This is a genomic window from Microbacterium sp. X-17, from assembly GCF_039615055.1.
Genome location: NZ_JBDHNI010000010.1, coordinates 95,520 through 116,162, shown reverse-complemented (window position 1 = coordinate 116,162; position 20,643 = coordinate 95,520). Strand labels below are relative to the sequence as shown.

Here is a 20,643-nt window from a genome sequence, read left to right as displayed (position 1 = left end):
AAGGAGATCGAGAGAATCGTGGTTAAGGAACTCGGCAAAATGCCCCCGTAACTTCGGGAGAAGGGGGGCCTTCGACGTATTAGGACTTGCTCCGAAAGCGTTTGGAGGCCGCAGAGACTAGTGGGTAGCGACTGTTTACTAAAAACACAGGTCCGTGCCAAGTCGCAAGACGATGTATACGGACTGACGCCTGCCCGGTGCTGGAAGGTTAAGAGGAAGGGTTAGCGTAAGCGAAGCTCAGAATTTAAGCCCCAGTAAACGGCGGTGGTAACTATAACCATCCTAAGGTAGCGAAATTCCTTGTCGGGTAAGTTCCGACCTGCACGAATGGCGTAACGACTTCCCAACTGTCTCAACCGCGAACTCGGCGAAATTGCACTACGAGTAAAGATGCTCGTTACGCGCAGCAGGACGGAAAGACCCCGTGACCTTTACTACAGCTTGGTATTGGTGTTCGGTGTGGCTTGTGTAGGATAGGTGGGAGACTTTGAAGCGTGGACGCCAGTTCACGTGGAGTCATTGTTGAAATACCACTCTGGTCACTCTGGATATCTAACTTCGAACCGTAATCCGGTTCAGGGACAGTGCCTGGTGGGTAGTTTAACTGGGGCGGTTGCCTCCCAAAAAGTAACGGAGGCGCCCAAAGGTTCCCTCAACCTGGTTGGCAATCAGGTGGCGAGTGTAAGTGCACAAGGGAGCTTGACTGTGAGACTGACAGGTCGAGCAGGGACGAAAGTCGGGACTAGTGATCCGGCAGTGGCTTGTGGAAGCGCTGTCGCTCAACGGATAAAAGGTACCTCGGGGATAACAGGCTGATCTTGCCCAAGAGTCCATATCGACGGCATGGTTTGGCACCTCGATGTCGGCTCGTCGCATCCTGGGGCTGGAGTAGGTCCCAAGGGTTGGGCTGTTCGCCCATTAAAGCGGTACGCGAGCTGGGTTTAGAACGTCGTGAGACAGTTCGGTCCCTATCCGCTGCGCGCGTAGGAAATTTGAGAGGATCTGACCCTAGTACGAGAGGACCGGGTTGGACGAACCTCTGGTGTGTCAGTTGTTCTGCCAAGAGCACCGCTGATTAGCTACGTTCGGGATGGATAACCGCTGAAAGCATCTAAGCGGGAAGCCGGCCTCAAGATGAGATTTCCATGCCTTCGGGCGAGAGGCTCCCAGCTAGACTACTGGGTTGATAGGCCGGATGTGGAAGTGGGGACTAAAGACCCATGGAGCTGACCGGTACTAATAAGCCGACAATTTGATAATCACTACTCTCATACCGTTGTAAGGCGGGTATGAGGGGCCAGAGATTGCTCGCGTCCACTATGTGGTTCTCGATGTACGGTCGAGAACTGATTCAAGCGAAGCTTGATCGTTCACTTTGATACATCAATAGTGTTTCGGCGGCCATAGCGAGAGGGAAACGCCCGGTTACATTCCGAACCCGGAAGCTAAGACTCTCTGCGCCGATGGTACTGCAGGGGGGACCCTGTGGGAGAGTAGGACACCGCCGGACTTCTTTGTGAGATGGCCACCCAGTGATGGGTGGCCATTTCGCGTTAACGGCACAATTTCGCGCGGGCGGTGCCCGGCGCGATCCACGCACATAGGCTGGGCGGAAACCCCGGCACCCGACAGGAGAAGTCGTGAGCGATACACCGGCAGACGACGACAGGACGTCCGCCTCGGGCGGCAACGACCGCGGTCGAGGCTCCGGTCGCCCACGCTCGGGCGACGGTCGGAACGGCGACCGCTCCGGCGGCGCCCCGCGACGCGACTCGGGTCAGGGCTACGGACGGTCCCGGGATGGAGCCGGTTCGGACCGCACGGGGGGCTCCGCCGGCGCTTCGCGCACCGGTGGCCCGAGTCGGCCGCGAGACGGTCAGTGGAGTCGTGACGGTCAGCGCGGCGGAGCTCAGCGCAATGATGCGCAGGGCGGTCGCGACGGATACGGCCGTGGCGGGCAGAGCCGCGATGGCTATGGGCGCGACGGCCAGAGTCGTGACGGTCAGTACCGCGACGGTCAGCGCCGTGACGGCCAGAACCGCGACGGTCAGCGCGGTCAGGGCCAGTGGAGCGGCGGCAGCCAGGGCCGTGGTGGTCAGAACCGCGATGGACAGCGCCGCGAGGGCCAGTGGAGTGGCGGAAGCCAGAGCCGGGATGGTCAGGGCGGCGGCGGCCAGTGGAATCGCGATGGACAGCGTCGTGACGGCCAGGGCGGCAGCCAGTGGAATCGTGACGGCCAGAACCGTTCGGCGCAGAACCGCGACGGCCAGGGCGGTGGCGGTCAGTGGAACCGTGACGGGCGAGATCGTGATGGTCAGCGTCGTGGTGGTCAGGGTGGCGGCCAATGGAATCGTGACGGCCAGACCGGTGGCGGACAGTGGAATCGCGACGGCCGGGGCCGCGACGGGCAGCGCCGCGAGGGCCAGTGGAATCGCGACGGTCAGCGTCGTGACAACCAGGGTGGCAGCGGTCAGTGGAACCGTGACGAGCGGAGCCGCGGACCCCAGGGCAGCGGCAGCCAGGGCCGAGACGGCCAGGGTCGCGAGGGCCAGTGGAACCGTGATGGACAGCGCCGCGACGGGCAGCAGTCCCGCGGTGGGCAGCGGGGCGGTTCCTGGGATGCGACGCGTTCGCGCGACGGTTCCGGATCCCGTGGTTTCGCCGCCGGCCGCGACGGCGGTCCCCGTGGCGGGCAGGGCTCGCAGGGTGGTCGCACAGGTCGCCCGGCCGGCGCCGGCGGCTCGAAGGGCTACGGCCGCTCCGACGACAAGCTGTGGACGAGGGACGGTCGTCCCGCGCGCGGTGATCGCGCCGCCCGCGACCACGAGTACGAGCTCAGCGCCGAAGAGGCGATGGCTCGGGAGCTCCGTTCGGTGCGTCCACGGCACGACGACCCCGACCTCCCCGCGGATGTCGAGGCGCGCGACCTGCCGAAGGAAGCCCGCGTCGAGCTCAAGACGCTCAGCAAGGACAACGCCGACTGGGTTGCGCAGCACCTGGTCATGGCCGGACGCCTGATCGACGAGGACCCCGAGCTCGCGCACCGTCATGCTCTGTCGGCCGCGCGTCGCGCGGGACGCATCGGTGTCGTGCGCGAGACGCTCGCCATCACCGCATACGCGAGTGGCGACTTCGCGCTCGCGCTGCGCGAGCTCCGCACCTACCGGAGGATCACCGGCTCCAACGACCAGATCGCGTTGATGGTGGACAGTGAGCGCGGGGTCGGCCGACCCGACCGGGCGCTCGAACTGGGACGGTCGATCGACCGCAGCGCGCTGCCGGCCGACGTCCAGGTCGCGCTGGCGATCGCGATGTCCGGTGCTCGGCTCGACCTGGGACAGGAGGAGGCCGCGCTGGCCGAGCTGGAGATCCCGCAGCTCGACCCGAACCGTGCCTTCAGCTGGAGTCCGGACCTCTTCCACGCCTATGCCGAGGTGCTCGAAGCCCTCGGCCGGGACGCCGACTCCGCCTCGTGGCGGGAGCGCGCCGAACGCGCCGAGCTCGCGCTGGAGGAGGCGCACGCCGACGCCGAACTCGAAACGGTCCACGTGATCGAGGAGGAGTTCGAGCTGGCCGTGGTGATGGATGACATCGAGTCGCTGGACGGCGATGAGGCGGAAGGCGAGTTCGGCTTCGACGCGGCGGCGGAGGACGCGGACGCGTTCGGCGATGAGGCGACTGGCGAGGCCGTCGCGCCCGAGGGCTCGGGCGACGAGTTCGCAAACGAGGCTGTGAGCGACGAGCTGGCGGGCGAGGAGGACGCGGTCGGCAAGAACGCGGACGACGAGGCTGCGGCTGACGACGCTGCTGCCGACGAGGTTGCTGCCGACGAGGCCGCTGCCGCCGCGATCGACGACGCAGCCACCGAGGATGCGGTGGCTGATGAGGCCATCGACGGCGAGGCCGCGTCCAGTGAGGCCGCGACCGACGCCGCCCCCACCGACGAGACCACGGAGGACGAGCCGCACGATGGCGCTGTTTCGACGGACGAGTGACGCTGTGACGCCGTTGGCTGGTGTCGATCTGGTGCTGGCCGACCTTGATGGGGTCGTCTACACGGGGCCGAACGCCATCCCGCACGCCGTCGAGAGCCTGAACGGCGTGGCCGAAACTGTCAAGGTCGGTTACATCACCAATAATGCCTCGCGGACGGATGCGTCCGTGGCGTCGCACCTGCGCGAGCTGGGCCTCCACGTCGAGCCGCGCGACGTCGTAACTTCGCCGCAGGCCGCCGTCCGGCTGCTGAGTCAGCACGTGCCGGCGGGATCCACGATCCTCGTCGTCGGCGGGGACGGGCTGGTGGACGAAGTCCAGAAGGGCGGGTTCTCGGTCACGCGTTCGGCCGACGACGACCCGGCCGCGGTCATCCAGGGCTTCTCACCCGACATCGGGTGGGCGCAGCTAGCGGAGGCGTCTTTCGCGCTGCAGGGTCGCACCGATACCGAGCGTCCCTGGATCGCGACGAACACGGACTGGACGATCCCGGTCGAGCGCGGCATCGCGCCGGGCAACGGGACGCTGGTCTCCGCCGTCCACACCGCTGCCGGGCGGCTCCCGCTCGTCGCTGGGAAGCCCGAGGTGGCGATCTTCGAGGAGGCCGTCGCCCGGTTCGAGGCGACGAAGCCGCTGTTCATCGGCGACCGGCTCGACACGGACATCCTCGGCGCGAACCGTGCGGGGATCGACTCCGTGCTCGTGCTCACCGGGATCGACCGCGCCAAGCAGCTCCTCGCGGCGGACGCCGACTCGCGGCCGACCTACATCTTGGGCGATCTGCGCGGGCTGGATGAGCCGTATCCGGAGGCGAAGACCGCGAGGAACGGCGCGGTCACGGTCGGGAAGTCCACCGTCGCCGTCGAAGGCAACGATGTCCGTATCGTCAGCGAGGGCGACGACGAACTCGACCTGCTCCGGGCGGCGTGCCGCGCGATCTGGGATTCGGGGCGCGCGATCTACGGGCTCGAAGTGCCGGAGCGGCTGTACGGCTGACGCCCGGGGTGCCTCGGCGCGTCGTCAGAGCGCGGCGGCGTGCTCCACGATGCGGTAACACCGGCGCACGCGGTCGAGCCACCACTCCCGGCGGTCGTCCGGCGCGGCGAGGCGGTCGAGCTGTGCCGTCGACACCCGCGGGCGGGTGACGGGGATCGCGCCGTCCACGGGGACGAGCGGCGTCTCGGCGACGTCGTGCTCGAACATCGCGACGGTGCCGAGGCCGCAGTCGAATTCGAGGCCGGGCACAGCGGCGGCGAGGTGCGCGCCCATCGCGATGCCGACCGATGTGTCGAGTGCGCTGGAGACGACGACCGGGAGGCCGGCCTCCGCCACGATCCGCAGCGCCGAGTGGATGCCGCCGAGAGGCTGGGCCTTAATGACGAGCAGGTCTGCGGCGCCTGCTCGCGCGACCTCCAACGGGTCGCTCGCCTTGCGCACGCTCTCGTCGGCGGCGATCGGGATGTCCATGTAGCGCGTTCGGCGGCGAATCTCGGCGAGCTCCTCCACAGTCGCGCAGGGCTGTTCGACGTACTCCAGGTCGAACGGGGCGAGCGCGTGGATGGCGTGCTCGGCCTCGTCCACATTCCACAGTGCGTTCGCGTCGACGCGGACGCGGCCCTCCGGACCGAGGTGCTCGCGGACCGCGCGGACGCGGGCGACGTCGTCGGCCAGGGTCAGGCCGGGCTCGGCGACCTTCACCTTGGCGGTGCGGGCGCCCGGGTATCGGTCGAGCACGGCGGGCACTTCGGCGGCCGCGACGGCCGGGACGGTGGCGTTGACGGGGATTCTGTCGCGCAGTGTCGCAGGGGCGGTGCGCCAACCGAAGTCGATGGCGGCGTGCAGCCAGGCCGCGGACTCCTGGTCGTCGTACTCGACGAAGGGGGAGAACTCCGTCCAGCCTTCCGGGCCCTCGAAGAGGACGGCCTCCCGGACGGTGATGCCGCGGAAGCGCGAGCGCATCGGGAGCCGGACGACGCGCGCTGTCCCTAACAGGTCGGTGAGTTCGGGCAGCATTCCACAAGTTTGGCACGCGACCCGAATTCGTATTGCGCTCGACCGTAGGCTTGTGGCATGTCTTCGGCAGTATCAGACCTCTTCGACCCCGCGGTGTGGACGGACGTCCCCGGATTCGGGGAGCTCACCGACATCACGTACCACCACGACGTCAGCGGGCGCATCGCGCGGATCGCGTTCGACCGGCCGGAGGTGCGCAACGCCTTCCGCCCGCACACGGTCGACGAACTGTACGCGGCGCTGGACGACGCCCGCACGAACCCGAAGATCGGCGTCGTGCTGCTGACGGGCAACGGGCCGAGCCCGAAGGACGGCGGCTGGGCGTTCTGCTCCGGAGGCGACCAGCGCATCCGGGGCCGGGACGGGTACAAGTACGCCGAGGGTGAGACGGCGTCCGGCATCGACGCCGCGCGCAGCGGCCGGCTGCACATCCTTGAGGTGCAGCGGCTGATCCGGTTCATGCCCAAGGTCGTCATCGCCGTCATCCCGGGGTGGGCGGCAGGTGGGGGACACTCGCTGCACGTGGTGTGCGATCTCTCGATCGCGAGCGGGGAGCACGGCAGGTTCAAGCAGACCGACGCCGATGTGGGGTCATTCGACGCCGGCTACGGGAGCGCGTACTTCGCGCGGCAGGTCGGGCAGAAGTTCGGGCGCGAGGTGTTCTTCCTGGCCCGCGAGTACTCGGCGCAGCGCGCGTACGAGATGGGGGCGGTGAACGCGGTCGTCCCGCACGCCGAGCTGGAGTCGACGGCGGTCGACTGGGCGCAGGAGATCCTGACGAAGTCGCCCACGGCGATCCGGATGCTCAAGTTCGCCTTCAACGCGGTGGACGACGGGATGGTCGGGCAGCAGGTGTTCGCGGGGGAGGCGACGCGGCTGGCGTACGGGACCGACGAGGCGGTGGAGGGGCGCGACGCGTTCCTGGAGAAGCGGGAGCCGGACTGGTCGCCGTTCCCGTGGCAGTACTGAGCGGGAGCGGGAGCGCGTGAGCGGAGGGTGTGGATGGGTTCAGCGGTGAGGACGAGGTGACGCGGCCGTATCGCGTGGTGGACGCTCGCCGGACGGGGGAGGTCTTCGCGGCGTTGAGGGAGGCGCTGTCAGAAGGGGGAGCGGCTGTCGTGCCGCGGAACGTGGGGGCGGAGGACGCGCGACGGGACGACGCGGGCGGCGCAGACGGCGCGTGGCCCAGCGCTACGGACCAGGCTCCGCAGAACGTCGCGCTCGTCATCGAGACGTCCGGCTCGACCGGGGTGCCGAAGCGGGTCGCCCTCTCCGTCGACGCGTTGCTCGCCAGTGCGGCGGCCTCCGCCGGTGCGATGGGAGGCCAGGGACAGTGGCTGCTCGCCCTCCCGGCGCACTACGTGGCAGGGGCGCAGGTGCTGATCCGCTCGCTCGCGGCCGGGACGGAGCCCGTCGTCTATGGCGAGGGTCACTTCGATCCGCTGCGGTTCGCTGGACTGGCCGGCGAATTGACCGCTGACTTCCGCTACACGTCGCTCGTCCCGGTGCAGCTCGCGCGGCTCGTCGAGGCGGCCGAAGGCGGAGCGCGCGAGGTCGGGTCCGCGTTGCGCAGGTTCGACGGCATCCTCGTCGGCGGGCAGGCCCTCGACCGCGGGCTTCGGGAGCGGGCCGAGGCGCTGGGGGCGCGGGTCCTGGCGACCTACGGGTCGAGCGAGACGGCAGGCGGGTGCGTCTATGACGGGGTTCCGATCGGGCCGACCGTGGTCCGGGAGGTGGACGGCCTGCTGGAGATCAGTGGGCCGACACTCGCGGAGGGCTATCTCGGCGATCCCGAACGGACGGCGGCGGCGTTCCACGAGGAGGACGGCGTCCGGTGGTACCGCACGGGTGACCTCGGGGAGGTGCGCGACGGGCACGTGACCGTGCACGGGAGGTCGGACAACGTCATCATCTCGGGTGGCGAGAAGGTGCTGCTGGACACCGTCGAGCGGCTCGTCCGCTCGTGGGACGGGCTCGGGGACGCGGTCGTCGTCGCGGCGGAGGACGCGCGGTGGGGACAGGTCCCTGTCGTCGTCACGACAGGCGGCGCCGAGCTCGCCGGACTCCGGCGCCTGGTCGCCGAGCAGCTCGGGAGGGCGGCGGCGCCCGCCCGCATCGTCACCGTCGGCGCACTCCCGCACCTCAGCAGCGGCAAGCCGGACCGGGTCGCGGCCGCACGGCTCGCGCGTGGCGACTCCGCCGAACGGCCTGGGGCATAGCGGTTGTTGTTACGATTCGCACTGTGATGAGCCAGAACAACCCCCGAATGCAGCGGATGGCGCCGCCCCCGGCGCGCGGACCTCGTGGCGGGAGGAGCGGGCGCCCGGGCGCCAAGGCTTCGGCCGTGCGTCCGGCCACGGCATCCGACTGGATCGCCGGTGCGCGACTGCGGACGCTCCCGCTCGCCGTGGCTCCCGTGCTCATCGGCGTCGGCGCGGCGAAGGTCATCGAGGGCGCCGGCATCTGGCACCCGATCCGCTCGCTGCTCTGCCTGGCGGTCGCGGTGCTGCTCCAGATCGGCGTGAACTACGCCAACGACTACTCCGACGGCATCCGCGGCACGGACCAGTACCGCGTCGGGCCGGGGCGCCTGACCGGCTCGGGCAAGGCAGCGCCCAAGAAGGTGCTCAGCGTCGCCCTTACCTTCTTCGGCCTCGCGGCGGTCGCGGGGCTCATCCTCGTCCTCCTCACGCAGCTCTGGTGGGTGCTCATCGTCGGGGCCGCGGCCATCGCGGCGGCCTGGTTCTACACCGGGGGCAAGCGTCCCTACGGGTATTACGGCCTCGGCGAGGTGTTCGTCTTCGTCTTCTTCGGGCTGGTGGCCACGGCGGGGACGACATACATGCTGGCCAAGTCGGTCAACCAGGAGGCCTGGCTCGGTGGCGTGATCGCCGGGCTCATCGCCTGCGCGGTGCTCATGGTCAACAACATCCGCGACATCGAGCCCGACCGGCTCGCCAAGAAGCGCACGCTCGCCGTCCTGCTCGGCGGCATGGCCTCCCGGATCGTGTACTGCGTGTTCCTGCTCGTGCCGTTCGGCATCCTCGCGGTGCTGGCGCTGTTCTACCCGTTCGCGTGGTTCGGGATGTTCGCGCTGCTCGCCGCGCTTCCGGCCTGCGTCATCACGCTGTTCGGGAAGGCGCCGCGCGAACTCATCCTCGCGCTTCAACTCACCAGCCTCACCGGGCTGCTCGTGGCGCTCGCGCTTGGCGCGGCCTACGCCTTCTGACCGGGAGCGCTCTGACCGGCCGCATCGACGCCGGACGCCGGCTGACCAGTGCCGTGGGCCTCGCCCGTGGCGGCCTCCGCCTGCGCGGCGTCGATCGCCTCGTCCTCGGCGTCGTCCGCTGACGGAGCCGGCTTCTCGCGGTGGCGCGCCGCGTACAGGTCGGACGCGACCGCGTGGCGCTGCTTGGCGAGCAGGATGTACGAGAGGCACAGGCCGATGAGGGCGGCGGCGATGACGGACGCGTACCAGACGATTCCGAGCAGAAGCAGGATCACCAGCGGCACCGCGAACAGCACGAGGCGCAGCACGGTGTAGGTCAACCAGGAGGGAATCCGCTTCACCCTCCCAGCTTAGGCAGGCTCGCTGAGAGTTACGATGTAGGCATGGTTCGCCTCTGGATAGTCCTCGGCGTCGCAGCCGCGGTTTTCTACATCTATTCGGTGGCAGACTGCGCTCTCTTCGACCGTTCCAGGGTGCGCGGCCTACCCAAGCCCGTGTGGGTGCTCGTCATCGTCCTGTTCCCGATCATCGGCGGGATCCTCTGGTTCCTGATCGGCCGCGGCCGACGACGCGCGGAGGTCGCCCGGAGGATCAGCGCCCCGGACGACGACCCCGCGTTCCTCGGCAAGCTCCGGATCGACCACGACCAGGAGGAGCGCATCCGCCGGCTCGAGAAGGAGCTGGCCGACCTCGACGACAACGGTCCCGACGACCAGACCGGCCGACGGGATGGGTGACCCGCGGGTCTCGGAAGAGCCCGCGGAGGTCGAGCAGACCGGGAACCCGGCGACCGACTACGCTCTCGCGCTCCTCGCCGGCTTCGTGGAGGCCGGCGTCGCCGACATCGTCGTGAGCCCGGGATCGCGCTCGCAGGCGCTTGCGCTCGCCGCGGCCGAGCTCGAACGTGCGGGGGCCGCACGGCTGCACGTGCGGATCGACGAACGGGTCGGCGGCTTCCTCGCGCTCGGGCTGACCCGGGAGACCGGCGCGCCGACCGTTATCGTCACGACGAGCGGCACGGCGACGGCGAACCTCCATCCGGCCGTGCTGGAGGCTCACGAGGCGGGTGTCCCGATGATCGTCGTCACCGCCGACAGGCCGAGCGAGCTGCGCGGCATCCGCTCGAACCAGACCACGCGGCAGGACGGGCTGTACGGGACCGTCGTGCGCGCCAGCCATGACGTCACGGCGCCCGTGGGCGCGGACGGCGAGTCCGAGGAGGCGCGGGCGCTTGCGCGTTCCGCCGTCGAGGAGGCCGTAGGCGCGGCGACCGCGGATCCCGGGCCGGTGCACCTCAACGTCGGATTCCGTGAGCCGCTGTCGGTCGCAGTCCCGCCTGTGCACGGAGTCGCCCGCGGCGACCTGCCCGCGACGGCCGGACCTGCGGCGCTCGGCCGTGAGGTCGTGGAGTTGCCGGAAGGCCCCTTCACGGTCGTCGTCGCGGGAGCGGACGCCGGAGACGCGGCCGCGGAGCTCGCGCGCGCGGGCGGCTACCCGTTGCTCGCGGAGGTGTCGAGCGGCGCCCGTTTCGGGCCGGAGCTGGTGGTCGCGTACCGCGAGCTGCTGCGGGACGAGTCCTACGGGGGCAGGGTCCAGCGCGCCGTCGTATTCGGGCATCCCACGCTCAGCCGGGAGGTCCCGGCGCTGCTCCTGCGCGACGACGTGGAGGTGTTGGTGGTCGCGCCGACCGGCCGGGAAGCGTACAACCCGGGCCGGCGTGCACGGGTCGTCGGCGGTGTCAGCGCGCCCGCGGACGTCGACCTCCGCAGCCCGGAGGTGCGGTCGTGGGTCGGGAGCTGGGTCTTCGCGAGCAGGCGCCTGACCGAGGAGGCCGAGCGTGCGGCGGACCCCGCGGCGTCCGCCCCGGACGTCGAGAAGGCGCGGTCGTACGAGCCGGCCGACGCGCTCGCGTTCGCCCGCGCCGAGCTGGCCGCGGTCCGCGCGCCGATCACCCGGCCGATGCTGGCGGAAGCGCTCTGGCGCTACACCTGGCCGCACGACCGGCTCGTGCTGGGAGCGTCCCGCCTCATCCGCGACGCCGACCGGCTGGTGCCGGGGAAGAAGATCGTGGTGCACTCCAACCGCGGGCTCGCGGGCATCGACGGGACGATCGCGACGGCCACGGGCATCGCGCTGGCCGCCGAGGCGCGGGCGGTGGAGGCCGGCGCTGCTGCGGGGGTGACCCGTGTGCTGCTCGGCGACCTCGCCCTGCTGCACGATGTGGGAGCGTTGCTCGGCGGGGCGGGGGAGGCGCGCCCGCACCTGCAGGTCGTGGTCGGCAACGACGGCGGCGGGACGATCTTCGACGGGCTGGAGGTCGCGGCGACTGCGCCGGCCGAGGCGTTCGACCGGGTGCTGTACACGCCGCAGACGGTCGACCTGTCGGCGCTCGCGCGTGCGTACGGGTGGGAGTACCGCGTTGCGCGCACCAAGGGCGAGCTCGACCAGGCGCTGTCGGCGCCGCCTGCCGGGGCGAGCATTCTCGAGGTGCCGCTTCCGCGCTGAGTGGGTCCCGACCGTCGGGGCGGAACCCTACAAGCTGTCCGGGTCCAGATTCAGCGCCGTCGACGCGAGCAGGTACTGGTTTCCGCCGTCGCCGGGCAGGTCGGGGTTGAGCCAGAGCAGCCATTCCACCGGGATCCCGAACCGGTCCGCGACCGCCGTCGTCGTGTCGCCCTGGGCGACCTCGTAGCGTCGAGGGGCGCCGCTCGCGGTGGTCGCCGTCACCGCGCCGGCCGCGTTGGTCCTGGCTCCGGAGTCGACCGGGTGCACGTTCGATGGGCGCACCGGGACCGACCAGCGGACCGTGTCCACCGCGAGCACCTTGTTCGGGCCGAGCTCCTGCGGGACGCCGTCGAACGAGGCCGCGGAGGAGTAGGTCACGAGCGTGCCGAGGTACGACGGTTGGCCTGCGCCGGCCAGCAGTGCCGTGGATGCCGGGGCGGCGGCGGAGGTCGGGCCGCCGAGCTGATGGTCCCCGATGCCGTGGTAAGTCAGGCCGTCGCCGACGCGCGGCGCGATGTCGATGAAGGTGACCGACACGGGGACCGGGACCGTCGAGGTGAAGTTCGAGTACTGCGCCGAGTACGTGTTGTCCCCGTTCGAGACCACCCGGTAGTGGAAGTGGATGCTGCCCTTGGGCGACGCGACGCTGGCCTCCGCGACCACGGTGCCGGCCGGGACCGGCGTCAGGGTCGGCGCGGGCACCGGCGTCGGTGTCGGCGTGGGCGTGGGGGTCGACGTCGCCGCCCCGTAGCTGCGGTTCTCCGCCATCGCCGTCGAGGTGGGCTTCGGCGTCCGCGAGTTCGTGGGCGCGGCGCCCGGCTTGCCTCCGCCCGCGAACAGCGCGCAGCCCGCCAGCACCGAGACGACGGCGACGGTGGTGACCGCCACGGCCGCCGCCCGTCGAGCGCGTGCGGCTTTCGACGCAGTGAGACCCCGGAATATTCGATTCAGCACGATTTCCCCCTCGCAGAACCCTAGCGGGGTTGGAGAGGGTCCACAACGAAGATGAGGAGGGCTTGGCGCATCACTAACATGACCGCGTGCACATGATCTTCCGGACGATGCTCCACGCGTTCCTCTCCCGGTTCGGCGCCCGCCTCGGCCACTGGGACGTGGCGCGCACCCGCTTCCGGGTGCTGCCGACGGACCTCGACATCCTCAAGCACATGAACAACGGCGTATACCTGTCGATCGCCGACATCGGGCGGTTCGACCTGCTGCGCAGGAACGGCGTCTGGGCGATCTTCGAGCAACGCGGCTGGTATCCGGTGGTCGCGTCGGAGACCATCTCGTTCCGCAAGTCGCTGGAGCTCTGGCAGTCGTTCGTGGTCGAGTCGCGCATCCTCGGGTTCGACGAGAAGGCCGTCTACGTCGAGCAGCGGTTCACGGTCGGCGGCGAGATCTACACCCAGGCATTCATCCGTGGCCGCTTCCTGAAGCGCGGCGGCGGGGTCGTCTCCATCGAGGAGCTGCTGGAGGCTGTCGGGCCCGCGCCGACCGATGTCACCGTCCCGGAGTGGCTGCTCACGTGGGGCGCGGACGCCGCGCTGCCGTCGACGCGCGCCGAGGCGCCGAGCGTATGGGGCCAGTGAACGGCGCAGCTCAGGCCGGACCGAACGCGAAGACGCCCTCCGGGTCGTAGTCGGCGCGCGCCTCCGTGAGCCGGGCGCCCACGTCGGCGGGCCAGGCGGCTGCGAACGTCGCCGGGTCGGTCAGGTCGGCCGCCCAGTTGACGTTGGTGACGGCGGAGATGCGGTGCTCCAGGGCGCGGGTGATCGCCTCGGCCGCCGCCGGCGCGGTGGAGTCGAAGGTCGCCGGATCGCCCGCGATGGCGCTCAGGGTGTAAGCGCTGTCGCGTCCGCCGACCGCCGTGCCGTCGTTCGTGTCGCGCCGGGCGGCACCGCCGAGCTGTCGGATCTCCAGGGCGAGGAAGGGCGACTCCACCCGCGGGCCGGCGACGTCGAGCAGGGCGTCGGCGTCCGCGGTGTCGAAGTCGTCGAGCATGAAGCCGCGGATCCAGGCCGGGGCGCCCTCCTCCGGGTCGTTGTGGATGGTCGCGACCGCCGTCGTCGGGAGCTCGCCGACGAAGTCGAGGAAGACCGGCGCCGCCGCGCGGATGGGAGCGAACAGTCGCTCGCCCTCCGCGGCATCGCCCGGGTACGCGAACCGCACGCTTAGCACGGTGCGCCCGCGCAGCGGCGGAGGCGGCCCGTCGACGTCGGGGATGCGCAGGAGCACGACGGAGGTCGTGGCCACCTCCCCGAGCGCACCCGCCCAGTCCACCCAGGCGCGGAAGGCCGGCTCGATCGCCTCGCCCTCGAAGAACACGCTGCCCGCGTAGAGGGTGGTGAGCGGCACCAGCTCCAGCGTCATCTCGGTGACGACACCGAGGCCGCCCTTGCCGCCGCGGAGCGCCCAGAACAGCTCAGGGTGCGAGTCGGCGTCGGCCGTCACGACCTCGCCCTCCGCGGTGACGACGCGGAAGCCGCGCACCCAGTCGGCGGTGAAGCCGTGCGTGCGGGCCAGCGGGCCGAGGCCTCCGCCGAGGGTGTAGCCGACCGCGCCGACGCTGGTCGAGGACCCGGTGACCGGGGCCAGCCCGAACTCGGCGGACGCGGCGATGACCGGCGCCCAGCGGACTCCCGCGCCCAGCCGGACGAGCCGGGACGCGGCATCCACGTCGATCGCGTCGAGCGCGCGGGTGGAGACGATGAGACCGCCGATGATCGGTGCCTCGGCGCCGTGGCCGGTGGCCTGGACGCGCACGGGGAGGCCCTGCTCGCGGGCGAAGCGGACGGCCTCCGCGACGTCGTGCTCGTCGGCGACGGCGACCACGACATCCGGGTCGTGGCGGACGGTGGGATTGAAACAGGCGACCTCGGCGGCGAGCCCCTCGTCGCCGCGCACGTAGACGGTTCCGTGGACGCGGTCGCGGAGGCGCGCGACGGCGTCGGCTTCGATGTCGGTTCCCATGAGGCGAACCTACGGGAGTCCACCGACAGGCCGCCAGACCCGTCCTCGGCGCCGGTGTCGGCCGCAGTCAGCCGCGTGACGTAGCATGCCGTGCATGACCGCCGTGCTCCCTGCCGGCGCCCAGTCCGGGCGCGCCGTGGAGACCGTGTACCGTCCGGCCGGGCCGCTGGACCTCTCCGGCACGCTGGGCCAGCTCGGCCGCGGTCCGTACGATCCGACGACCACGTGGGACCTCGGCGGGATGTGGCGCACCTGGCGCACCCCGGAGGGGCCGGCGACGCTCCGCGTCCTCCGGCCCGCTGCCGACGGCAGTGTCGCGGCGGCGGCGTGGGGTCCCGGCGCGCACTGGGTGATCTCGGCGGTGCCCGGGCTGCTCGGCCGCGGCGACGATTGGTCGGCGCTCGACGTCGGCTCGCATCCGCTGCTTCGGCAGAGCCTGCACCGCAACCCCGGGCTCCGGCTGACGCGCACCGGGCTCGTGCTGGAGGCGCTCCTCCCCGCGATCATCGAGCAGCGGGTCACGAGCCTGGAGGCCTACCGGTCGTGGGCGCGGCTGCTGCGCTGGTACGGCGAGCCCGCGCCCGGACCCGCCCCCGACGGCATGCGGGTGGTCCCGACCCTCCACCAGTGGCGCGGCATCCCGTCGTGGGACTGGCATCGCGCCGGCGTCGACCCGCGGAGGGCGCGCGCCGTGCAGGGAGTGCTCGCGGTGGCGCCGTCGCTGGAGCGGGCGATCGGCGCCGCCGCCTCCCTCGACGCCGCCGAGACCGCCCTCCGCACCATCTCGGGCGTCGGGCAGTGGACCGCGGCCGAGACCCTGCAGCGCTCGCACGCGCATCCCGACCTGGTCAGCGTCGGCGACTACCACCTGGCGCATCAGGTCGGCGAGGCGCTCACCGGCTCGCGCGTGGACGACGACGGCATGCTCGAACTGCTGGAGCCGTGGCGCGGCCAGCGTCAGCGCGTCGTGCGGCTGATCCTGGCCAGCGGATTCCGGTTCCAGCGCCGGGGGCCGCGCATCACCCTCCAGGACCACCGCTGGCATTGAGCGGCGGCCCGGCGCGGCGCTGGGGAGTTCAGCCGGTGGTGCCGTTCCGCTGAGCGGTCTGGTGCTCGACGCGGATGTCGTGGTCGAGTTCGCGGCACAGGGTCTCGTAGTGCTCGCGCATGGCCGGGTAGTAGTCGTCCCACTTCGGCAGCGGCTTGCCGTTGTGCGCCGCCACGAGACGGTCGAGGTAGTAGTCCCAGCCGATGCAGTAGTCGGCCGAGGTGCCGATCGCGCGCAGGCGCTGGCCGAAGGTGACGGTGGTGTGGCCGCTGGCCTCCGTCAGGTGCACGAACATCACGAGCGAGTCCGGCGCCTTGCCGACGTCGACGTGGAGGCGGTGCGGGGCGTCGCAGAGCATGACGGCGACGTTCTGCCACTCGGCCTCGTCGCCCTCGGCGTTCATCCGGAACTTGACGGCGCCGGTCGAGCCCGTGCCCGTGTACTCGCCGATCCACTCGGCGAGCCGGGGCGATCTGCTGAAGTAGGTCCACACCTCCTCGATCGGAGCTTTGAAGATGCGATCGAGCACCACGTACACTCCGTCGTCCTTGCGTACGAGTCGTCCTGTCGGCTGCGGCATCATGGTGACCTCCTACAGAGTCCCCCTCGTGATCCACACACTAGTCACCGGTTCGCGATTACGGCAGGGGCCACGCCTGGGTGTCGGGTGCGAGTCCTTCCGGTCCTCGAAGGCGCGGCGGTCAGCCCTCCAGGACGGCCATCGCCGCGTTGTGGCCGCCGAGCCCGCTCACCGCTCCGCCGCGGCGCGCGCCCGAGCCGCAGAGCAGGATGCGCGCGTGCCGCGTCGCCACGCCCCAGCGCTCGGCGGGGGTGCGCAGGTCGTCGTCGTCCTCCGCGAACGGCCAGGAGAGCGGGCCGTGGAAGATGTTGCCGCCCGGCATGTTGAGCGCGTGCTCGAGGTCGCGGGTGGTCTTCGTCTCGATGCACGGGTTGCCGTCGCCGTCGGTGAGCAGGAGGCTCTCGACCGGCTCGGCGAGCACCGAGTTCAGGGAGGCGAGCACGGCGTCCTGGAGCCGCTGCCGGGTGGCGTCGTTGTTGTCGTCGGTCAGCCAGCGGTCGGGGGTGTGCAGGCCGAACACGGTGATGGTCTGCGCTCCGCTCTCGGCGAGCTCGGGGTCCAGGATGCTCGGGTCCGCTAGCGTGTGGCAGTAGATCTCGCACGGCAGCAGCTCGGGCATGACGCCGCGCAGCATCCCGTCGTGCGCGGATTCCAGCTGCGTGAGCGTCTCGTTGATGTGGAAGGTGCCCCCGAACGCCGCGGCCGGGTCCACGGACTCGTCCCGGAGCCGCGGCAAGCGCTTCAGGAGGAGGTTGACCTTGACCTGGGCGCCCTCCGCGCGCGGACGCGGCGGGTCGGCTGGCTCGCCCAGGAGGCGGTCGAGCACGTCCGGGGCGACGTTGACGAGCACGGTGCCGCCGTCCACCCGGCGCTCGTGGCCGTTGCGCGTGTAGGAGACGGTACCGTCCGGGCTGATGGAGGTGACCTCCGCGCCGGTGACGATGCGCGCGCCGGCCTCGCGGGCGACGCGGGCGAGCTCGCCGGTGACGGAGCCCATGCCGCCGACCGGGACGTCCCACTCGCCGGTGCCCTGACCGATGACGTGGTAGAGGAAGCAGCGGTTCTGGGACAGGTCGGGGCTGTCGACGCTGGCGAAGGTGCCGATCAACGCGTCCGTCGCCGCGACGCCGCGCACGAGATCGTTCTGGAGGCGCGACTCGATGAAGCCGCCGATCGGCCGCTCGATGAGCGCGTCCCAGAGCTCGTCGTCGCCGACCAGGGCCTTCGCCTCGCTGCGGGTGAGCAGCGGCTCGGTGACCGTGGGCCAAAGCGCGCGGGCGACGGCTCCCGTCGACTCGTAGAAGCGGTCGAACGCCTCGGCGTCGTCTGCGGCGCCGATCCGGGCGAAGGACGCGGCGGTGGCCTCCGCGTCGGTGTTGTCGATGAGGAGGCCCGCGCCGTCGGGGTCGCCGGGCACGGGCGTATAGGAGGAGTAGCGCCGCCGGGCCAGCCGGATGTCGAGGCCGAGGTCTTCGATGATCCGCTGCGGCAGCAGGCTGACGAGGTACGAGTAGCGCGACAGCCGCGCCTCCACACCCGGGAACGCCTGGGCGCTGACGGCCGCGCCGCCGACGTCGTCCAGCCGTTCGAGCAGGATGACGCTGCGCCCTGCCTTGGCGAGATAGGCGGCGGCGGTGAGGCCGTTGTGCCCGCCGCCGACGATCACGACATCGTGGCTCGCGGCTGCGGGGGAGGCTGCGGGGTCGGTCATGGCTCAGAGCCTAAGGGATGTGCTCGGGCGGCACCTCGTCGTCTGCAGACGCAACTTCGCGAATTGCGAGGCTGCTCGCGCGCCGCCACTCCCGTGAGCGTCTGGCGACTATCGCCCACAGCTCATCGTCTACCCCACTAGCATTAGAGTTTTAGGTTCTCGATGCAAGATGTGTGAGCTCGGTGGTCGAGGTGTCGTTCTGAGTGTGAGAGGGAGTTTCAATGAAGTTGCACGTGCGAGGGGTAAGAATTCGCACCCGAAGGGCAAGCGTCGACGTGTGTTGAGGCCCGTGGGGATTGGCGTAGTCTTGGCCGCTGTGGCAGCCATTGGGGTGTCACTACCAGCGCAAGCGGTTGTGGGTTCGCGGTGCGGTTTCGCGACCCTTATCGGTGTGCGGGGTAGTACCGAGCCCGCGGGTTCAGGAACCACTAACGGAGGACGGACCTACGCTTCGGACGGGTTGGGAAATGTGATTCGCAACTTCGCGATTGGGATGCAGTCTGACCGCAACATCCCGGTCCATGTGGAGGCGCTGAACTACCCGGCTGTCGTTCTCGACCCAGGGAACACACAAGCAGCGTCCTATGTCGGTAGTCTCAGCGTCGGCCAGGCCAATCTCATGGCAGAGATCGAGAACCTTGCGGCAGCCTGTCCTCAAAACGAATATTCTGCTGGCGGGCTATTCGCAAGGCGCTGAAGTCATCAGGCTCGCTTTGACTGGTGGATCTTTGTCCGCCTATGCGAAGTCGCACATTCGATCGGCTGTTCTCTTCGGCGCGCCGACCTTTCACGCGGGTGAGGCATGGAACGCGCCCGGCTCCGGGTCATCGAGCGGTCTCCTCGGCGCAGCTGGGAACCCTGGCTACGCTTCGTACAAACAGCTGACGTACGTGCCTCCCTCGTACAACCTGGGTTACCTCCCGGTCATTCGTTCGTACTGTCTTCCGGGAGACTATTTTTGTCAGACGAATCTGACAGGCCAGGGCATGTCGGTTCACGAAAGCTATCTCACATCCGCGTTCCTGCTTCAGGCCCAACTCTTCATGATGGGATGGCTCACCGACAACAACTAGACCAACGTCCACCATTCATTTGACAGACCTGCCGGGACAGTGCGGTCTCTACACGGTCTGGGGTGGCTCAGCCGTTTTGATGAGGGGAGAAGGCGATGTCTTTCGACATGGAGGATGACCTCTTTCGAGCAAGAGCCGAACCTGCGGTTCGTCGTCCTGCTGGTGCGGGGAATCTCGTTGCGACGATCTTGTTGCTGATTCTCTTGATCGTCGTCGGCGCTGTGCTCTCGTTTTTCGTGATTCTTCAGCAGACGGGGATTGCTGCGTGCAGCGCCAACCCGGCAGTGTGCGACCATGAGCTCCTCGGAGTCACGACCTGGATTACGCCAGCTGTTGTCCTCGTCGGAATCGTTCTCTCGATTGTCTCGGTCGGTCTTCGTAGACCCGCCTCCCAGCGGCGCACATGGTGGGTGCCCCTTCTTGGCCTTGGGCTCACCGTCATTGCCTTCGTGGTTGCCTCGATGCTGGTGGCCGAAGCCACTCGAGGCGCGACTGGTTGATCGTGACGGTGTTTGACGGGCACGCAGCTAGGGCGCGTGCTCCGGCGGCACCGCGTCGGCCAGCGCACTGCGTGCGGCGACCACGCCGGGGGCCGACGCCGACGAGCGCCGCGCCGACGTGAAGATGGTCCGTCGCGGCGACCCGGGGAGGGGGAGCAGCGCCACCTCGGGGCGGGCGCCGGCCCAGACCAGGTCGGGCAGGAGGCCGATCGCGTTGCCCGACGCGACCAGGCGGATGTGCGTCACCAGGTCGGCGGTCTCGAAGCGCACGTCCGGCTCGAAGCCGGCGGCGCGGCAGAGTTGGACGGCCCAGGTGCGCGACACCGTGCCCTCCGGCTCCAGGACCCACGGGAGCTCGGCGGCGTCCGTGAGCGAGGTCGCGCGGATGCGCGCGTTGCGGTCGGCCGAGGTGGCGAGGTGGATGCCGTCGGCGGCCAGCGGAGTGCGGTCGAGATCGGCGCGGAGCGGTCGGGTGCTGCCGGGGTACTGCTCGGCGACGGCGAGGTCGAAGTCCCGCGCGGAGACGTCGAACAGGCCCTGCTCGGGCTCGCTCTCGGTGACCTCCACCCGCAGTTCGGGGTAGTCGCGGGCAAGGGCGGCGACGGCCGCGGGGAGGATCGCGTGGGCGGCGGACTGGAAGACGGCGACCCGGACGACACCGGCGACGGTGGCGCTGGAGCCGGCGACAGCGGCCTCCGCGGCGTCGAGGGCGTCGAGGATCGCGGCGGCGCGCTGGGCGAGCAGCTCGCCCTGCGGCGTGAACTGCAGGCGGCGGCCCGACTTCACGAGGAGGACGGCGCCGGCCTCCTGCTCCAGCGTGGCCAGCTGCTGGGAGACGGAGGACGGGCTGTAGGAGAGGGCCGCCGCGACGCCCGCGACGGTGCCGCGGATCCTCAACTCGTGGAGGAGGCGGAGCCTGCGGATGTCGAGCATGCCAACCATTCGGTCCAGGTGAACGATATTGTTCGGAAACGTTCGCTATTGCCGATGGTAAACCACATCGAGAATGTATCCACAG

18 protein-coding genes and 2 rRNA genes are annotated in these 20,643 nt (G+C 70.0%); 12 read left to right on the top strand and 8 right to left on the bottom strand.

Annotated features, from left to right (window positions below; genetic code table 11):
• Together ABCS02_RS33075 and rrf are read left to right on the top strand one after the other, a co-directional pair.
• A 23S ribosomal RNA gene (locus ABCS02_RS33075) occupies positions 1 to 1,260 on the top strand; the annotation flags it as partial.
• 133 nt (positions 1,261 to 1,393) lie between these two features.
• Positions 1,394 to 1,510, top strand: a 5S ribosomal RNA gene (rrf, locus tag ABCS02_RS33070).
• Between the two features lie 43 nt (positions 1,511 to 1,553).
• On the opposite strand, the gene ABCS02_RS33065 is transcribed toward rrf, so the two are convergent.
• Complete coding sequence (locus ABCS02_RS33065) at positions 1,554 to 2,825, bottom strand: hypothetical protein (protein ID WP_345839966.1); 1,272 nt, start codon at positions 2,823 to 2,825, stop codon at positions 1,554 to 1,556.
• Between the two features lie 27 nt (positions 2,826 to 2,852).
• On the opposite strand from ABCS02_RS33065, the gene ABCS02_RS33060 reads away from it, so the two are divergent.
• Together ABCS02_RS33060 and ABCS02_RS33055 are read left to right on the top strand one after the other, a co-directional pair.
• Positions 2,853 to 3,995, top strand: a complete 1,143-nt coding sequence (locus tag ABCS02_RS33060) for a hypothetical protein (protein WP_345839965.1) — start codon at positions 2,853 to 2,855, stop codon at positions 3,993 to 3,995.
• Positions 3,970 to 4,989: an HAD-IIA family hydrolase gene (locus tag ABCS02_RS33055; protein WP_345839964.1), complete on the top strand. Its 1,020-nt coding sequence runs from the start codon at positions 3,970 to 3,972 to the stop codon at positions 4,987 to 4,989. The genes ABCS02_RS33060 and ABCS02_RS33055 overlap by 26 nt, the downstream gene beginning before the upstream one ends.
• 24 nt (positions 4,990 to 5,013) lie before the next feature.
• Here the strand turns inward: ABCS02_RS33055 and ABCS02_RS33050 are convergent, their stop codons facing one another.
• On the bottom strand, positions 5,014 to 6,006 hold the full coding sequence (locus ABCS02_RS33050; RefSeq protein ID WP_345839963.1) for an o-succinylbenzoate synthase: 993 nt from the start codon (positions 6,004 to 6,006) through the stop codon (positions 5,014 to 5,016).
• Positions 6,007 to 6,063: 57 nt separating this feature from the next.
• Here ABCS02_RS33050 and ABCS02_RS33045 point away from each other — a divergent pair, with 57 nt between their 5' ends.
• The 3 genes from ABCS02_RS33045 to ABCS02_RS33035 are packed head-to-tail and all read left to right on the top strand — an operon-like array spanning position 6,064 to position 9,235.
• Positions 6,064 to 6,975, top strand: coding sequence for a 1,4-dihydroxy-2-naphthoyl-CoA synthase (locus tag ABCS02_RS33045; RefSeq protein ID WP_345839962.1), 912 nt, complete (start codon positions 6,064 to 6,066; stop codon positions 6,973 to 6,975).
• A 29-nt stretch (positions 6,976 to 7,004) separates the two neighbouring features.
• Positions 7,005 to 8,225: an AMP-binding protein gene (locus tag ABCS02_RS33040; RefSeq protein ID WP_345839961.1), complete on the top strand. Its 1,221-nt coding sequence runs from the start codon at positions 7,005 to 7,007 to the stop codon at positions 8,223 to 8,225.
• Positions 8,226 to 8,251: 26 nt separating this feature from the next.
• A complete protein-coding gene (locus tag ABCS02_RS33035; protein ID WP_345839960.1) occupies positions 8,252 to 9,235 on the top strand; it encodes a 1,4-dihydroxy-2-naphthoate polyprenyltransferase in 984 nt (327 codons plus the stop codon).
• Here the strand turns inward: ABCS02_RS33035 and ABCS02_RS33030 are convergent.
• Positions 9,223 to 9,576 carry a DUF4229 domain-containing protein gene (locus ABCS02_RS33030; RefSeq protein ID WP_345839959.1) on the bottom strand — a complete coding sequence of 118 codons (354 nt, stop codon included), beginning with the start codon at positions 9,574 to 9,576 and terminating at the stop codon, positions 9,223 to 9,225. The genes ABCS02_RS33035 and ABCS02_RS33030 overlap by 13 nt on opposite strands.
• 42 nt (positions 9,577 to 9,618) lie before the next feature.
• Here ABCS02_RS33030 and ABCS02_RS33025 point away from each other — a divergent pair, with 42 nt between their 5' ends.
• Positions 9,619 to 9,972: a PLD nuclease N-terminal domain-containing protein gene (locus tag ABCS02_RS33025; protein WP_345839958.1), complete on the top strand. Its 354-nt coding sequence runs from the start codon at positions 9,619 to 9,621 to the stop codon at positions 9,970 to 9,972.
• Complete coding sequence (gene menD / locus ABCS02_RS33020) at positions 9,965 to 11,740, top strand: 2-succinyl-5-enolpyruvyl-6-hydroxy-3-cyclohexene-1-carboxylic-acid synthase (RefSeq protein ID WP_345839957.1); 1,776 nt, start codon at positions 9,965 to 9,967, stop codon at positions 11,738 to 11,740. Before ABCS02_RS33025 ends, menD begins: the two co-directional genes overlap by 8 nt.
• Positions 11,741 to 11,767: 27 nt before the next feature.
• Here the strand turns inward: menD and ABCS02_RS33015 are convergent, their stop codons facing one another.
• Positions 11,768 to 12,628: a LysM domain-containing protein gene (locus tag ABCS02_RS33015; protein ID WP_345839956.1), complete on the bottom strand. Its 861-nt coding sequence runs from the start codon at positions 12,626 to 12,628 to the stop codon at positions 11,768 to 11,770.
• A gap of 158 nt (positions 12,629 to 12,786) precedes the next feature.
• Here ABCS02_RS33015 and ABCS02_RS33010 point away from each other — a divergent pair, with 158 nt between their 5' ends.
• Positions 12,787 to 13,332 (top strand): acyl-CoA thioesterase, encoded by a 546-nt coding sequence (locus ABCS02_RS33010; RefSeq protein WP_345839972.1) that lies wholly within the window; start codon positions 12,787 to 12,789, stop codon positions 13,330 to 13,332.
• A 10-nt stretch (positions 13,333 to 13,342) separates the two neighbouring features.
• Here ABCS02_RS33010 and ABCS02_RS33005 read toward each other — a convergent pair whose 3' ends face one another.
• On the bottom strand, positions 13,343 to 14,713 hold the full coding sequence (locus ABCS02_RS33005; RefSeq protein ID WP_345839955.1) for an FAD-binding oxidoreductase: 1,371 nt from the start codon (positions 14,711 to 14,713) through the stop codon (positions 13,343 to 13,345).
• A 94-nt stretch (positions 14,714 to 14,807) separates the two neighbouring features.
• Here ABCS02_RS33005 and ABCS02_RS33000 point away from each other — a divergent pair, with 94 nt between their 5' ends.
• A complete protein-coding gene (locus ABCS02_RS33000; RefSeq protein WP_345839954.1) occupies positions 14,808 to 15,761 on the top strand; it encodes a DNA-3-methyladenine glycosylase 2 family protein in 954 nt (317 codons plus the stop codon).
• Between the two features lie 28 nt (positions 15,762 to 15,789).
• Here the strand turns inward: ABCS02_RS33000 and ABCS02_RS32995 are convergent, their stop codons facing one another.
• Both ABCS02_RS32995 and ABCS02_RS32990 read right to left on the bottom strand, forming a co-directional pair.
• A complete protein-coding gene (locus tag ABCS02_RS32995; RefSeq protein WP_345839953.1) occupies positions 15,790 to 16,344 on the bottom strand; it encodes an SRPBCC domain-containing protein in 555 nt (184 codons plus the stop codon).
• 118 nt (positions 16,345 to 16,462) lie between these two features.
• Positions 16,463 to 18,052, bottom strand: coding sequence for an NAD(P)/FAD-dependent oxidoreductase (locus ABCS02_RS32990; RefSeq protein ID WP_345839952.1), 1,590 nt, complete (start codon positions 18,050 to 18,052; stop codon positions 16,463 to 16,465).
• Positions 18,053 to 19,220: 1,168 nt separating this feature from the next.
• Between ABCS02_RS32990 and ABCS02_RS32985 the strand changes: the two genes are divergently transcribed.
• Entirely contained in the window at positions 19,221 to 19,625 is a 405-nt protein-coding gene (locus tag ABCS02_RS32985) for a DUF6264 family protein (RefSeq protein ID WP_345839951.1), read from the top strand.
• Between the two features lie 27 nt (positions 19,626 to 19,652).
• Here the strand turns inward: ABCS02_RS32985 and ABCS02_RS32980 are convergent, their stop codons facing one another.
• Entirely contained in the window at positions 19,653 to 20,558 is a 906-nt protein-coding gene (locus tag ABCS02_RS32980) for a LysR family transcriptional regulator (RefSeq protein ID WP_345839950.1), read from the bottom strand.
• Positions 20,559 to 20,643 lie beyond the last annotated feature (85 nt).

Coding starts and splice junctions, on each gene's coding strand:
- ABCS02_RS33060 (WP_345839965.1), top strand. CDS start 2,853: ATGGCTCGGGAGCTCCGTTCGGTGCGTCCACGGCACGACGACCCCGAC.
- ABCS02_RS33055 (WP_345839964.1), top strand. CDS start 3,970: ATGGCGCTGTTTCGACGGACGAGTGACGCTGTGACGCCGTTGGCTGGT.
- ABCS02_RS33050 (WP_345839963.1), bottom strand. CDS start 6,006: ATGCTGCCCGAACTCACCGACCTGTTAGGGACAGCGCGCGTCGTCCGG.
- ABCS02_RS33045 (WP_345839962.1), top strand. CDS start 6,064: ATGTCTTCGGCAGTATCAGACCTCTTCGACCCCGCGGTGTGGACGGAC.
- ABCS02_RS33035 (WP_345839960.1), top strand. CDS start 8,252: ATGAGCCAGAACAACCCCCGAATGCAGCGGATGGCGCCGCCCCCGGCG.
- ABCS02_RS33025 (WP_345839958.1), top strand. CDS start 9,619: ATGGTTCGCCTCTGGATAGTCCTCGGCGTCGCAGCCGCGGTTTTCTAC.
- menD (WP_345839957.1), top strand. CDS start 9,965: ATGGGTGACCCGCGGGTCTCGGAAGAGCCCGCGGAGGTCGAGCAGACC.
- ABCS02_RS33010 (WP_345839972.1), top strand. CDS start 12,787: ATGATCTTCCGGACGATGCTCCACGCGTTCCTCTCCCGGTTCGGCGCC.
- ABCS02_RS33005 (WP_345839955.1), bottom strand. CDS start 14,713: ATGGGAACCGACATCGAAGCCGACGCCGTCGCGCGCCTCCGCGACCGC.
- ABCS02_RS33000 (WP_345839954.1), top strand. CDS start 14,808: ATGACCGCCGTGCTCCCTGCCGGCGCCCAGTCCGGGCGCGCCGTGGAG.
- ABCS02_RS32995 (WP_345839953.1), bottom strand. CDS start 16,344: ATGATGCCGCAGCCGACAGGACGACTCGTACGCAAGGACGACGGAGTG.
- ABCS02_RS32990 (WP_345839952.1), bottom strand. CDS start 18,052: ATGACCGACCCCGCAGCCTCCCCCGCAGCCGCGAGCCACGATGTCGTG.
- ABCS02_RS32985 (WP_345839951.1), top strand. CDS start 19,221: ATGTCTTTCGACATGGAGGATGACCTCTTTCGAGCAAGAGCCGAACCT.
- ABCS02_RS32980 (WP_345839950.1), bottom strand. CDS start 20,558: ATGCTCGACATCCGCAGGCTCCGCCTCCTCCACGAGTTGAGGATCCGC.